Annotated in this window: 10 protein-coding genes and 1 pseudogene; 8 read left to right on the forward strand and 3 right to left on the reverse strand. The window is 65.8% G+C overall.

Annotated features, from left to right (window positions below; translation table 11 throughout):
• The first annotated feature begins 745 nt into the window (after nucleotides 1-745).
• From ASF28_RS04255 to ASF28_RS04270, 4 genes are all read left to right on the forward strand, one after another.
• Nucleotides 746-1048, forward strand: a complete 303-nt coding sequence (locus ASF28_RS04255) for a putative quinol monooxygenase (RefSeq protein ID WP_056088080.1) — start codon at nucleotides 746-748, stop codon at nucleotides 1046-1048.
• Between the two features lie 213 nt (nucleotides 1049-1261).
• Complete coding sequence (locus tag ASF28_RS04260; protein WP_056088083.1) at nucleotides 1262-2101, forward strand: aldo/keto reductase; 840 nt, start codon at nucleotides 1262-1264, stop codon at nucleotides 2099-2101.
• 270 nt (nucleotides 2102-2371) lie between these two features.
• Nucleotides 2372-3454 carry a catalase family protein gene (locus tag ASF28_RS04265; RefSeq protein WP_056088085.1) on the forward strand — a complete coding sequence of 361 codons (1083 nt, stop codon included), beginning with the start codon at nucleotides 2372-2374 and terminating at the stop codon, nucleotides 3452-3454.
• A gap of 53 nt (nucleotides 3455-3507) precedes the next feature.
• Nucleotides 3508-4077, forward strand: a complete 570-nt coding sequence (locus ASF28_RS04270) for a type 1 glutamine amidotransferase domain-containing protein (RefSeq protein WP_056091184.1) — start codon at nucleotides 3508-3510, stop codon at nucleotides 4075-4077.
• 108 nt (nucleotides 4078-4185) lie between these two features.
• Here the strand turns inward: ASF28_RS04270 and ASF28_RS04275 are convergent, their stop codons facing one another.
• Both ASF28_RS04275 and ASF28_RS04280 read right to left on the reverse strand, forming a co-directional pair.
• The gene (locus ASF28_RS04275; protein ID WP_056088088.1) at nucleotides 4186-4599 is read right to left on the reverse strand and encodes an ester cyclase; all 414 of its coding nucleotides are present in this window, start codon (nucleotides 4597-4599) and stop codon (nucleotides 4186-4188) included.
• 213 nt (nucleotides 4600-4812) lie between these two features.
• Nucleotides 4813-5892 carry a molybdopterin-dependent oxidoreductase gene (locus tag ASF28_RS04280; protein ID WP_056088090.1) on the reverse strand — a complete coding sequence of 360 codons (1080 nt, stop codon included), beginning with the start codon at nucleotides 5890-5892 and terminating at the stop codon, nucleotides 4813-4815.
• A 618-nt stretch (nucleotides 5893-6510) separates the two neighbouring features.
• Between ASF28_RS04280 and ASF28_RS04285 the strand changes: the two genes are divergently transcribed.
• The 4 genes and pseudogenes from ASF28_RS04285 to ASF28_RS21460 form a co-directional block, all read left to right on the forward strand.
• Nucleotides 6511-7032, forward strand: a complete 522-nt coding sequence (locus tag ASF28_RS04285) for a (2Fe-2S)-binding protein (protein WP_056088092.1) — start codon at nucleotides 6511-6513, stop codon at nucleotides 7030-7032.
• Nucleotides 7029-8042 carry an FAD binding domain-containing protein gene (locus tag ASF28_RS04290; protein ID WP_056088095.1) on the forward strand — a complete coding sequence of 338 codons (1014 nt, stop codon included), beginning with the start codon at nucleotides 7029-7031 and terminating at the stop codon, nucleotides 8040-8042. The genes ASF28_RS04285 and ASF28_RS04290 overlap by 4 nt, the downstream gene beginning before the upstream one ends.
• Nucleotides 8043-8053: 11 nt before the next feature.
• Nucleotides 8054-10306 (forward strand): xanthine dehydrogenase family protein molybdopterin-binding subunit, encoded by a 2253-nt coding sequence (locus tag ASF28_RS04295; protein WP_056088098.1) that lies wholly within the window; start codon nucleotides 8054-8056, stop codon nucleotides 10304-10306.
• Nucleotides 10307-10816: 510 nt separating this feature from the next.
• Nucleotides 10817-11056 (forward strand): annotated as a pseudogene (locus tag ASF28_RS21460) (transposase); the annotation flags it as partial.
• Nucleotides 11057-11551: 495 nt separating this feature from the next.
• Here the strand turns inward: ASF28_RS21460 and ASF28_RS04300 are convergent.
• Nucleotides 11552-13003, reverse strand: coding sequence for a diguanylate cyclase domain-containing protein (locus ASF28_RS04300; RefSeq protein ID WP_056088102.1), 1452 nt, complete (start codon nucleotides 13001-13003; stop codon nucleotides 11552-11554).
• Between the last annotated feature and the right edge of the window lie 355 nt (nucleotides 13004-13358).

The raw sequence follows: 13358 nt of genomic DNA on the forward strand, positions 1-13358 counted from the left end.
GGGTTGGCGGGACGCGTGGGAGGGGACCGCTTCCTGAACCAGTCTTACCCAAAGGAAAGCTGCCGTCCTCGGCCTGGGTTCGCACGCTTGATGATCCGGTCCGCGCCTTGCCCATCGCACGCCTGCATCGATCTTCGGCCTCGGAGAGGTCGCGAGCGATGACCTTCTGCACGCCGAAGGCCCGTGAGCGCTAGTCCAGCATGGCCTTCAGCTCGTCCCGTCGCGCATCGCCGGGCACGACCGTTTCGATCAGGCGGCAGGACCACGCGAGGCGGTCGGAATTGCGCTCCCGCCAGAGCCCGCGTGCCTTGTTGTCCCTCGGATCCTCGCAGACGTTGACCGGTGGGAACAACAGGGTCTAAGCTCAATCTACCAGGCGATGGGCTGCTTCCGACAAAACCTCGCCGCTACAGGAAATTCCCGCCGGTCCGGATGGTGGTCGTCCAGGCAGCTACGAATACTCTGGGCAGTGCGCCTCAATTTTGCGGGCCCATTCGTCGGCCGCTATCGCGAGGGCGAGGCTGAAGACGGCAGGATCGTAGGGGGACTCCGGTCACGCTTAAAGCCGGGATGTTCAAGGTAACCGAAGTGAAGTTCCCGAGCGAAGTACCCGACCCTGTCGGGCTGTCATCGCACCGGCGGATCAATCCTCAACTAGTACCGAAACAGGCAGCCTGACCTTGAAGAACGCCAGCCGCGCGACGTGAGCAGGCGCGAGATGGTCCAGTCCTGACGGAGGTAACGAATGGTGACCGTAGCATTACTCATCCGCCTGGAAGCAAAGCCAGGCAAGGAGACCGAGGTCGAAGACTTCCTCAAGAGCGGCGTGCCCATCGTAGAGGAAGAGCCGTCCACTACCGCGTGGTTCGGGATCCGTATGGGACCGTCGACCTTCGGTATCTTCGATGCCTTCCCGGATGAGGCGGGACGGAAGGCACACTTGTCCGGTCGTGTCGCCGCTGCACTGACAGCGAAGGCATCAGAGCTCTTCGCCCAGCCTCCGCAGATCGAAGAAGTGAATGTGCTGGCGGCCAAGCTGCCTCGCTAGGACCGGTCAACACGCGACCTACCCCATGAGATTGTCGTTGATCAGGGCCTCGTCGCGAGCCTCAAGCCCGACGACATGCAGGCCTTCAACGCGGAAGTTGATCAAGCTTTTCGTCAGTGCACGCCAGCAAACGTGGCAGGAAGCAGCCCGATGAGACCTGCAGCAACATCCAGCGCTGCGCAACATGCGCCTTCTCCGTCAGGACGAGTGGGCATGGAACAGCGCCCGTTTGGTCTCGTGCCGCGCGAGGTTGCGGTGATCGGCCAGGGCACTTGGTACATCGACGACGCACACCGGCCCACCGCGGTCGATGCCCTGCGCCGCGGCCTCGACCTCGGCATGACCCACATCGACACCGCCGAGATGTACGGCGACGCCGAGACCGTGGTCGGCGAGGCAATCGCCGGTCGGCGCGATGACGTTTTCCTCGTCTCGAAGGTCCTCCCCAGCAATGCCTCGCTTGCCGGGACGGTGGCGGCCTGCGAGCGCTCGCTCGCACGCCTGCGCACCGACAGGCTGGACTGTTACCTGCTGCACTGGCCCGGCTCGTATCCGCTTGAGGACACCTTCGCCGGCTTCGAACGGCTCCGCGAACAGGGCAAGATCCTATCCTGGGGGGTGAGCAACTTCGATGTGCCCGACCTTGAAGCCGCTTGGAAGGCCGGGGGCGAGGGCCGCATCGCCTGCAACCAGGTGCTCTACCACCTGGAGGAGCGCGCCATCGAGCACGCCGTCCAGCCCTGGTGCGAGGATAACGGAATCGCCGTGGTCGCCTACAGCCCATTCGGCCATGGCAGCTTTCCCGGCCCACGCACACCGGGCGGCCGCGTCCTGGAGGAAGTCGCGGCGAACCACGGCGCGACCGCCCGTCAGGTCGCGCTTCGGTTCCTGGCGCGGAGGCCGTCCACCTTCACGATCCCCAAGGCGTCCAGTCCCGAGCATGCCGCCGACAACGCCAGCGCTGGCCCGTTGCAATTGACGGAAGACGAGATCATCCGGATCGACGCGGCGTTTCCTCGGGGTCCCCGACCACGCCGGCTCCCCATGTTGTAGGCCCGTGATGCCTGCTTGGTCACGGCGGATGGTCGCCCCGCTGCCGCGCATCACCGCCCGGCAGCGGACGATTCCGCCGCTGGGCGGGGATGCGCGGCTCGGCGGACCGTCCGAACGACCCACGCTGCTTGCCGAGAGGTGAAGGCGCCTCGAACATGCGTCACGGCGACCGTTCGGCGGAGTGGCTGCCCTCGGGCCACCAAGGAACTCGTTCGTATCCCGGGACATGCCTTGGAACGACGGTGACCGATCCGCCGAGGAGCGACGAGCATGACCTACCTTCGATACGCCCCCGGCATCGAGACGCCTGCTGCGGACGAGCAGAAGACGATTGACGGCATCATCGCCGGCATGACGCAGCAATCCGAGACGGTGGAGAGGCGCGAGCACCATGCGGTGCGGGCCAGCCACGCAAAAAGTTCGGCCTGCGTCACCGGCGAGTTGACGATTTCCGCCGGCCTTCCGCCCGAACTGGCGCAGGGGGTGTTCGCTACGGCCGGTACCCATCCCGTGGCGGTCCGTTTCGCCCAAGGGCCGGGCGAGACGCTGGGCGACCGGGTGTCGACCCACCGCGGTATGTCGATCAAGATGTTCGACGTACCCGGGGAGAAGCTGCCGGGCCACGTCGTCGACACCCAGGACTTCGTGCTCGCGACCGGCACGACCTTCCCGTCCGGGACGGCGGCGGGCTTCCTTCGCGACGGCACCGTCATCGGCAAGTCGACCGGCCTGCCGGAGGGGGTGAAGAGCGCGGTCTCCTCGACCATGCGCAACCTCAACAAGGCGCTCCATGCCTTCGGCACCCAGAGCGCGTTCGCCGACTTCTTCGGGCATCCCTACAGCCACCCGCTCGCCGACAGCTACTTCAGCCAGGCGCCGGTACGCTTCGGTGATTACGTGGCCAAGCTCGGGGCCGTGCCCGCGACCGAGTCCCAGCGTGCGCTATCCGAGTGGAGGCTGGACCCGAACCAGGACGAGGACGGCTTCCGGCACGCCACGGTGGCCTTCTTCCGGGAGAACGAGGTGGTGTTCGAACTCAGGGTGCAGCTCTGGGCGGATGCCGAGCGGCAGCCTATCGAGGATGCTTCGGTCGACTGGCCGGTCTCGGTCAGCCCCTACCGCACGGTGGCGACGCTTCGCCTGCCGCGCCAGGATGCCTACTCGGCCGACCGAGTGCGCTACTTCGACGAGGTCATGACCTTCCGGCCGGCGCACAGTCTCGCGGCGCACCGGCCCCTCGGGTCGGTGATGCGGGCGCGACTGCAGGTCTACCGGGCGCTGAGCGACTTCCGCCACCGCGAGAACGGCGTCGCGGCCGAGGATACCGCCGGCATCGACCGCATCCCGGCGTGAGGAACGGCGCGACGGCGCCTCCGTTGGATCCCGACACCCAGAAGGACGATGACATGAGCTTGCAGGGCAAGAAGATTGCGATCCTGATCGCACCGCGCGGCACCGAGGAGCCGGAGTTCGCCAAGCCGCATGAGGCGGTGAAGCAGGCCGGGGCGACCGTGACGGTCATCGGCCTGGAGGCTGGCGAGGCCGAGACAGTCAACAACGACCTCGATCCCGCCGGCCGCTACAAGGTGGACAGGACCATCGAAGGGGCGTCGGCCGCGGACTACGACGGGCTCGTCATCCCCGGCGGCTGCGTCGGCGCCGACAAGCTCCGGGCAAGCAAGGATGTCGTGGCGTTCGTCCGGGACTTCTTCGCCGCGGGCAAGCCGGTCGGGGTGATCTGCCACGGGCCGTGGACCCTGATCGAGGCGGACGTCGTGAAGGGACGGACGCTGACCTCCTACCCAACCGTACGGCGGGACATCGAGAACGCCGGTGGCACCTGGGTCGACGAGGAGGTCGTCTGTGACCAGGGGCTTGTCACCAGCCGCACGCCCAAGGATCTGCCGGCCTTCTGCGCCAAGATCATCGAGGAGTTCGCGGAGGGCCGCCATCCCGACCAGGCCCGGAGCGCCTAAGGAGTCGCGAAGCCGACGATTGCCTCTTAAGAGCCCGGGGTGGCCCATTGGTCGCCCCGGGTCATGTCTTGAGGACGTCCGGCCGGGACGCCTCGGCGGATGTCGCCATCAACCCTCGATGGCGCCGATCTGTTTCAGGATGCCGAGCTCGTCGGAGGAACCCCACCGCTCGACCATCTTGCCGTCAACGAAGCGGCCGATCTGCATGCCGCGGACCTTGATGGCCTTCCCGGTCGGCTTGTGGCCGTTGAAGTCGCCGTGGTGCGTGCCGGTGAGCGTGTAGGCGAAGGCGACGTCGTCACCGTCCGCGACAACCTTCTTCACTTCGACCTGCATGTCGGGGAACGCGGTGCGGAGTTCGGTGAAGAATGCCTTGTATCCCTCGGGACCCATGTGCTGGCCCGGCGCCGGGTCGTGATCGTGGCAATCCGGAGCGACGACCTCGGGGAAGGCGTCGAATTGACCGGTGTTGACGAGCTCGCCGAATTTCTCGGTGGCCTGGATGCTGGTCTCACGTGACATAGTAATCCTTGGGGCTTGTATCAGGCGAGCCGACGCCGGGTTCTCGACGCAGGGTAAACTGTTGCCACGGTCGGACGTTGCCGTTGCCGCGCACGACGGGATCGGGATGACCTCCGGGCACCACGGCAGATCGTGGCGGTATGTCGGGTCAACCGATGGCGGGGACGCCGTCCACGAGGGCGGAGGGACCCGACATGCCAAGGCCGCCTGTCCCTAGGTGACGTTCACCCGTACCCGATGCCAGCAGGCGCACAGGTAGCCCTTGTGGTTCCAGGTCTCGTCCGGCAGTGCCGGCTGCGTCTGGCCTGCTTCGTCCCAGGCGCGCACGGCGAGCTCATGCTCGCCCGGAGGCAGGTCGAGGCTCGTGCTCCAGAACGTCCAGGCGAACGGAGCCGCCAACTCGCGTTCGAGCTCGGCCTGCACCCAGGACCGGCCGCCGTTCCCAGAGACGTCGACGCGTACGACGGACCGATCCCCGCTCACCGCGTAGCCGCGGACCCTGTTGCCCCCCGGCTTAAGAATGGCCCTGCGCGCCGGCTCGCAGATCGCCGCGTTCAGCGGCATCATGTCGATGGTGTGCCCCTTGGCCGGATCGGCGGTCTCGGCGGTCACGTCGGCCGGGTACAGCTTGTAATCGCCTGCCTGGATCGGGTTGTCCGAGGGGTGGTCCTGGACGGTCAGGCGCCTGAGCCATTTGGGGCTGCGCACGCCGGCGAAGCCCGGCACCACCGCGCGGACCGGGAAGCCGTGCTCCGGGAGCAGGGCTTCGCCGTTCATGGCGTAGGCCAGCAGGGTCTCGGGCGCCATGGCCTTGGCGAGCGGGATGGAGGCCCCATAGGGATGGCCTTCCACCATGTCGTGGCTCTCGAAGGCGACATGGAGGCCCACGCGCTCGGCGACCCCCGCCTCGCGCAGGACATCGCCGAGACGCACCCCAGTCCATTCGGCGGTGCCGATGGCTCCGGCGTCCCACGGGTCGCCCGAGACCGGGGCGACCGCCCGCATGTCGGCGCGGCGATTGCCGGCGCACTGCATCGTGGCCGTGACCATGGCTACCGGAAAGCGGGTCCGAAGATCGGACAGCGACAACTCAAGCGTGGGGCCGGTTCCGCCATCGACGGCGAGGCGCCAGGTGGCCTCGTCGAGGTCCGGCAGGTCGCCGTGCGAGCGGACGTAGAAATCCTCTGCCTGCGTCCTGTAGGAAGCCCGCAATCGGTCGAGGGGCGGTTCGGCGTTGTAGGGCTGGTCGCCGTGGACGATCAGGCGCGCCTTGCGCTCGGTCAGGCTCGACATCAGGGCTCCCGTACGGGTTGGGTCACGGCAGTAAACGCGCCGGGGGCCGCAAGGGTCATTCCGCGGCCCAGGGGACCGCCCTGAACGCGATCCTTACCCCGGCTTCGACGGTGAGGATTCGAACATGGGCCGCAATCGTCGATGCACGTGGACGGGCGCCACGGCTCCCCTGATGAAGGCGGACTTCTCGAAGGTAGCCCTGTTCGCCAGCGCGATCATCTTCGGGCGAGCGTGGCCTCGGCCCCCAACCGAAGAACCTCGATGGAGGCACTGCGCTGGCACGGCGAGGGCGACACCCGCTGCAACACTGATCCGGCCGCCCAAATAATTGCCAGTTTTCGGGTCGTATAACGACGATTCCAGATGACGTATGCCCATATGAAAGCACCGCACCTAAAACATAGCATCGCGTCTCCCATGGTCCATTTGGACAAACTCTAAGGCAGGGGGAACAGCCTCTGTTTGGAACGGTTGTTGAGTCAGGTTTGAGACCCAGCCTGGGTCCGAAATCGACCGACCATCGGTCGCGGTGCCGCTATTCCCGACGCTCCAGCATCGGCCGCCGCATCACCCATTCGACCTGGTCTTTCGGGGCCGATCCAGCACAGGATGCCTCCCATGGCCACAGCGAGCGGTTCCACCCGCCCCGACACCACCTTCGACATCACCCTGACGATCAACGGCGACACGCGGGAAGTCGCCGTCGCACCCTGGACGACGCTGCTCGACCTGCTACGCGAGCGGCTCGACCTCACGGGCACAAAGAAGGGCTGCGATCACGGCCAGTGCGGCGCCTGCACCGTCCTCGTGAACGGGACGCGGGTGAATTCCTGTCTCGTCCTCGCGGTGATGAAGGATGGCGCCGAGATCACGACGGTGGAGGGATTAGCGGGCCTCGCCCATCAGAAGGGCACCAACACGCTCCATCCGATCCAGGAAGCCTTCATCGAGTACGACGCCTTTCAGTGCGGGTACTGCACCCCGGGTCAGCTCTGCTCCTCGGTCGGCATGATGAACGAGGGCCACGCCAAGAGCCGGGACGAGATCCGGGAGGCGATGAGCGGCAACATCTGCCGCTGCGGCGCCTACACCAACATCGTTGATGCCATCGAGGACGTGATGCAGGGAGACGCCCGATGAACCGCTTCGACTATGTCCGCGTTGGTACTGTGGCGGAGGCGGTCCAGGCGCTTGGCGCCGATCCGAGTGCGCGGTTCATCGCCGGCGGCACCAACCTCGTCGACCTGATGAAGTACGATGTCGAGCGCCCCGAGCGGCTCATCGACATCACCCGCCTGCCGCTCACAGCAATCGAGGAACACGCAGGTGGGCTGCGCATCGGCGCGCTGGCGACGAACGCCGCGGCGGCCTACGACCCGCGGGTTCGGGAACACTATCCCATCTTGGCCAACGCGATCCTGGCCGGAGCCTCGGCCCAGCTGCGCAACGCGGCCTCGACCGGCGGCAACCTCAATCAGCGCACGCGCTGCTACTATTTCTACGACACGGCCACGCCCTGCAACAAGCGCGAGCCCGGCTCCGGCTGCCCCGCAATTGGCGGCGTCAACCGCATCCACGCGATCTTCGGGACAAGCGAGCACTGCATCGCGACGCACCCCTCCGACATGTGCGTCGCGCTCGCGGCGTTGGAGGCTACCGTGCAGGTGAGCGGGCCCCAGGGCGAACGGAGCATCGCATTCGCGGACTATCATCGCCTCCCCGGCGACGACCCGGCCAAGGACAACACGCTTCAGCCCGGCGAGATCGTTGTGTCCGTCGACCTGCCGGCGAACGGGTTCGCGACGAACTTCACCTACCTCAAGCTGCGCGACCGGCTCTCCTACGCGTTCGCGCTGGTCTCGGTCGCCGCCGTGCTCGATCTCGACGGTGATAGCGTGAAGACCGTGCGTCTCGCCCTTGGTGGCGTCGCGCACAAACCCTGGCGCAACCGGGAGGCCGAGGCTTTTCTGCAGGGCAAGCCGGCGACCCGCGAAAGCTTCCAGGCCGTCGCCGACCTCGTCGTCGCGGAGGCCGTGCCCCAATCCGAGAACGGCTTCAAGGTCGAGCTGGCGCGGCGAGCCATCGTCCGGGGCCTCGAACAAGCCGCCGCCGGCACGCCGCAATCGCTCTCCGACAAGCGCATCCAGTAAGGTTCATCCGCATGACCCAGACGTTCAGCTCCACGGGCCGCGATACCTACGTCGGCAGCGCCCGCTCCCGTGTCGACGGCCCTGCCAAGGTCACCGGGTTGGCCAAATACGCGGGCGAGTTCACCGCCCTCGACCTCGCGCACGGCTACGTCGTGTCGAGTGCCATCGCCAGCGGGAAGATCACGTCGATCGACACCTCGGCGGCCGAGGCGGTGCCCGGCGTAATCAAGGTCATCACGCACGAGAACCGCGAGCGCACCGCCTGGCGCGACAAGAACTATCAGGACGCGGTGGCGCCTCCCGGTTCACCCTTCCGCGCGCTCTACGACAATAAGATCCACTTCAGTGGCCAGCCGGTGGCGCTCGTCGTGGCGGAGGATTTCGAGACGGCTCGCTACGCCGCGGCTCTGGTCTCGGTTTCCTATGAGGCGCAGGAGCCCCTTACCGACCCGGCACAGGCGCGCGAGTTCAGCTACGTGCCGCCGGTGAAGCGCAGTGGTATCAAGCCGCCGCCGAAGCCGTGGGGCGATGCCGAAGGAGCCTACGAGGGGTCGGCGATCAAGCTGCGGCAGGATTACCGGCTCGCAATCGAGCATCATAACCCGATGGAGCCGCACGCCTCCACCGTCGTCTACGAGGGGGACGGCAAGTACACGGTCTACGACAAGATCCAGGGCGTCTCGAACAGCCACGACTACATCACCGCCGTGTTCGGTTTGAAGAAGGGCGACGTGCGGGTGCTGAACCCGTATCTCGGCGGCGGCTTCGGCTTGGGGCTGCGCCCGCAATACCAGCTCTTCCTGGCGATGCTCGCCGCGCAGGACCTCGAACGGTCGGTGCGCGTGGTGCTTACCCGCGATCAGATGTGGAGCCTCAGCTACCGTCCCGACGCGCTCCAGACCATCTCGCTCGGCGCCGACAAGGACGGCACCCTGCGATCCCTCCGACACGAGGCGCTGTCAGGAACCTCGCGTTACGAGGACTACCAAGAAGTGGTCGTGAATTGGTCGGGCGTGCTTTACAAATGCGACAACGTCGCCCTGACCTACAAGCTCGCGCAACTCGACACCGCAACGCCGAGCGACATGCGCGCGCCGGGCGCCACGACCGGCGTCTTCGCCATTGAGATCGCAATGGACGAACTCGCCTACGAGACGGGCATCGATCCGGTCACGCTTCGGCTGCGGAACTTTTCGGACACTGACGCGACCGCGGACGGCAAGCCCTTCGGCTCCAAGGAGCTCAAGAGTTGCTTTGCGCAAGGCGCTGAGCGCTTCGGCTGGGATCGGCGTGACCCCACGCCTCGCTCGATGCGTGAAGGCAGGGAACTCGTCGGCTGGGGCATGGCGACCGGCGTGTGGGAATCGATGATGATGCAATCGAGCGCCCAGGCCATCCTCACCGCCGACGGCAAGCTCGAAGTCGGCAACTCGACGGGCGATCTCGGCACCGGTACCTACACCATCCTGACACAGATCGCCGCCGACACGCTCGGCCTGACCATGGAGGACGTGACGACGAAGCTCGGCGACACGCGCCTTGCCGAAGCGCCCGTCGCCGGTGGCTCGTGGACGGCGGCCTCGTCCGGCACGGCCGTGATGAAAGCCTGTCGCAACGTCGGCGAGCAGGTCTTCAGGATGGCCCGTAAGATGGAGAACTTGCCGCTCGCCAACGTCGAATTCGACCGCGTCGCCTTCACGAACGGCCGCATGGAGGTCGCCGGGGATCCATCGCGCAGCGTCTCGCTCGTGGACGCCCTCAAGGCCTCCGGCGTCGAGAAGGTGGAGGCGGTCGAGGAGGCCGGCCCCGACAAGGACTTTAACGATGCCTACGAATCCTACACGCACTCCGCCGTGTTCGTTGAGGTGAAGGTCGACGAGGATTTGGGGCAGGTGCGCGTGACCCGGGTCGTCTCGGCGATCGCGGCGGGCAAGATCCTCAACCTGAAGACGGCACGTAGCCAGATCCTGGGCGGCGTGGTCATGGGTATCGGCTCGGCGCTGGAGGAGGAGTCGATGATGGACCACCGGATCGGGCGGTTCGTGAACCACAATCTCGGAGAGTACCACGTGCCGGTGAACGCCGACGTCTACGACATCGACGTGATCTTCGTCCACGAGGAGGACAAGGCCAACGCGCTAGGCGTGAAGGGTCTCGGCGAGATCGGCATCGTCGGCACGGCGGCAGCCATTTCCAACGCGGTGTTTCACGCGACCGGCAAGCGCGTCCGCAACCTACCGATCACCGTGGATAAGCTGCTGTAGACGGGCAACCGTTCCCGACTTCGGCGCTCTGGCATCGCTAAGCCGCAGGGGGCACTCTCGGGCACGGGCATACCGCTCGATCCGACTGTGGCATCCTGGAGTAGCATGGCCGGGCGGTGACCGTCGTCCGTGCCTTCCGAGTAGTCTGGGCGAAAGCAAACATCGGATCGCGAACATGCCCCTTGGCATGTCTCGTTGGGTTGTCAGGTCTTTGATCGATGGCTTTATGGATGTCGCCGCCCACTTACACCGTGCAGACGAGGCACTCTACGCCGGGAAGGCTGGTGGCCGGAACCGGATGGAGTGCGCTCGACGCATCAATGCCGAGCGCATCGGCAGGCTCAACCTCGTCCCCGCGCAGAATGGGGCAACCCTGCGGAACGCCTCGGGATGAGCGCGACCAGTGCCACGGACGGTTGGTATGCCCAATTGGGGGAACGGCGCTTTGGTCCGCCCCCATTGAAGTGGTCCGCCCTTTGGTATGGCTTTTGAGCCTGGAGGACGGACAGAATGGCAAAGCACCCGAAGCCTGAGGAGATTGTTGCCAAGCTACGGCAGGCGGATGTGCTGATCTCACAGGGCCAGAGCGTTGCAGATGCAATCCGCGCGCTCGGTGTGAGTTCAGTGACGTACTACCGTTGGCGGTGTGAGTTTGGCGGCCTGAAGTCGGATCAGGTTCGACGGATGAAAGATCTGGAGACGGAGAATACCCGGCTCCGAAAAGCAATCGCCGATCTCACCCTCGACAGGCCTAGAGGGCGTAGAGCCCAGCAGTCGGCTGGGTCAGCCGACAAGGTTGCCACCCTGACGCTCTGGGCCCCGGTCGCCGCCGGCGCGGACGAGGGCGCGCGAGGCTCGATTCTCGGCAAGCCAGCGGGTCGGATCGGCGCCGGCCACCCCTTCGACGTGAACGCTTAGGCCCTCGGCTTCGCCCCCGCCGGGAGTTCCTTGCCGCGAGCGTCCGGCAGATCGAAGCGGCCTCCTCGCGCTGAAGTTGGCCGAGCGGTAGCGTCCGCTCTTACGCTTTTGCCGCCCGTAAGCGGAAGGGCGGGAAGCCACCCAGTTCGGACGTAGAGCGGACCGGCGGGTCCCAACCCAAGCCGGTAGTGAGGACCTTCGCTGTCGCATCCCCAAAGCAGCCGTCGCAGAACGCCGCTCAAAGCAGCGTTGCGGTCGGACGGTTGCCAAGCCCGACCGCCGAACGCTCATGTGCGGTTGTCGATCTCAGGCACACCGCTGCTTCGGTCAAGCGACCTGCCGGGGAGCCCCTTTGGCCTGATAAGTCTGTGCCGTTCCCTTTTGAGTGCGCTTGGCCGCGTAGAGCGCTGCATCGGCGTGATGCAAAACCTTGTCGCGGTCGTGCAACGCTTCGCTCGACCAAGCGATGCCGATGGTACCCGTCACCCGTGCGATGTGACCCTGGTCATCCATAACGATCTCAAGGTCGTGCAGGAGGCGGCGCACCATCCGCTCCAGTCCAGCGCGATCGAGGCCGGTAGGTACGACGACGGCAAACTCATCGCCCCCCAGACGTGCCGGGAGCCACCGCTCGTAGGAGGGTGAGCGCAGACGGTCGGCGACACGGCGTAGCACGGCGTCGCCCGCCGCATGTCCAAGCGCATCGTTCACGGCCTTGAAGCCATCGAGATCGATCAGCACCACTCCCACGTCGCCATTCGCCGCGCGCGCCTCATTCAACCGCGCGTCGAGGACGCGGTGGAACTCTGCTCTGTTCGGCAGTTGCGTCAGATCGTCGGTGCGGGCCTGGCGTCGAAGCCGCGTCTCCAATCCATGCTGCTCGGTTATGTCCTGGATCAACCCAATAAGGGCGGCGGGCTTACCCTTGGCCAGCTCGATCTCACAGGAACATCGTACGCGCCGAGTGTTGCCCTTGGCGGTCACTAGGTCTGCCTCCAGTTCGAACGGCTCGCCCGTGTCCAGGGTGCGCATCACCGCGGTCCTGAAGGCGGTGCGGTCAGGCTCGGGGAAGGCACCCATGATATCCCCGGTCGGCTCACCGCCGCTAACGGGCAACTCGTGGATAGCGAAGACGCCATCCGACCAGGAAACGGATCGCTTCTCGATGTCGTACCGGTACGATCCCATGTCGGCCATGCGCTCGGCCTGCTTGAACTGGCGACGCTCGCGTTCCAAGCGTTTCACCGCCATCCGGTGCTCCTCGGCCATCTTTGCGGCACGGAGGGCAAGGGTCCGAGCCTCGATCAGGGCTTCGGCTACGCAAGCCAACTCCGCGAGAAGTTCGAGATCGACCGAAGTCGTATCACGAGGCTGCTCATCAAGGACGCAGAGTGTTCCGACAGTAACCCTATCGCCGTTAGGGCACCGGACGCGAACCGGCACGCCCGCGTAGTAGCGGATGTGCGGTTCGCCCGTGACGAACAGGCTCGTCGCGAAGCGCGGATCGAGGCTGGTATCGGCCACCGTCAACGGTGCTTCGGTCTCGAACACGATGGGGCAGAACGCCTGGGCACGCTGTGTCTCGGCTGCCAGAGGCCCGCAGCGCGCCTTGAACCACTGCCGCTCCGGGGCGACCAGGGTGATTGAGGACATGCCGGTTCCCAGCATGCGTTGTGCGACCTTGGCGAGGGCGTCAAACTCACGCTCAGGCGGCGTGTCGAGAAGGTTGATCTCGTTGAGTGCCTGTTGACGCAGTGCCTCGCGCTGTGTGTCCGACATGATCGTCTGCCACCCGTGTGCGGTCCCATCGAGGCGAGGGCGCCGTCGTGTTGCATACGACGGACAGGCTTAAGTGAGTGTGACCTCAGCTGCGTTCTGAGTCCGGACCGGTTTTTGACCCACGAGTATGCCGGGGAGGGACTGCTGGGATCAGCTAATCTTCCTTGAGCCTTGGCGAAGCGGTTGTGCACCACGACCAAATTGACCGGCCTGTTTTGATGGTTCTTCCCGAAAGCCGACTGGCAACAAACCACCCAACTCGGTCGTAGAGCGGATGGACGGTTCCCGACCCAACCTGGACGTACGAGCAGATTCCTTTGCTGCTACAAAGCGGACGTAGGCGCTCCCTTCGCCT

The organism is Methylobacterium sp. Leaf99, assembly GCF_001422375.1.
Taxonomy (GTDB): Bacteria; Pseudomonadota; Alphaproteobacteria; order Rhizobiales; family Beijerinckiaceae; genus Methylobacterium.

Excerpts from the sequence above, each read along its gene's own strand:
- ASF28_RS04255 (WP_056088080.1), top strand. The coding sequence starts at position 746 with ATGGTGACCGTAGCATTACTCATCCGCCTGGAAGCAAAGCCAGGCAAG.
- ASF28_RS04260 (WP_056088083.1), top strand. The coding sequence starts at position 1,262 with ATGGAACAGCGCCCGTTTGGTCTCGTGCCGCGCGAGGTTGCGGTGATC.
- ASF28_RS04265 (WP_056088085.1), top strand. The coding sequence starts at position 2,372 with ATGACCTACCTTCGATACGCCCCCGGCATCGAGACGCCTGCTGCGGAC.
- ASF28_RS04270 (WP_056091184.1), top strand. The coding sequence starts at position 3,508 with ATGAGCTTGCAGGGCAAGAAGATTGCGATCCTGATCGCACCGCGCGGC.
- ASF28_RS04275 (WP_056088088.1), bottom strand. The coding sequence starts at position 4,599 with ATGTCACGTGAGACCAGCATCCAGGCCACCGAGAAATTCGGCGAGCTC.
- ASF28_RS04280 (WP_056088090.1), bottom strand. The coding sequence starts at position 5,892 with ATGTCGAGCCTGACCGAGCGCAAGGCGCGCCTGATCGTCCACGGCGAC.
- ASF28_RS04285 (WP_056088092.1), top strand. The coding sequence starts at position 6,511 with ATGGCCACAGCGAGCGGTTCCACCCGCCCCGACACCACCTTCGACATC.
- ASF28_RS04290 (WP_056088095.1), top strand. The coding sequence starts at position 7,029 with ATGAACCGCTTCGACTATGTCCGCGTTGGTACTGTGGCGGAGGCGGTC.
- ASF28_RS04295 (WP_056088098.1), top strand. The coding sequence starts at position 8,054 with ATGACCCAGACGTTCAGCTCCACGGGCCGCGATACCTACGTCGGCAGC.
- ASF28_RS04300 (WP_056088102.1), bottom strand. The coding sequence starts at position 13,003 with ATGTCGGACACACAGCGCGAGGCACTGCGTCAACAGGCACTCAACGAG.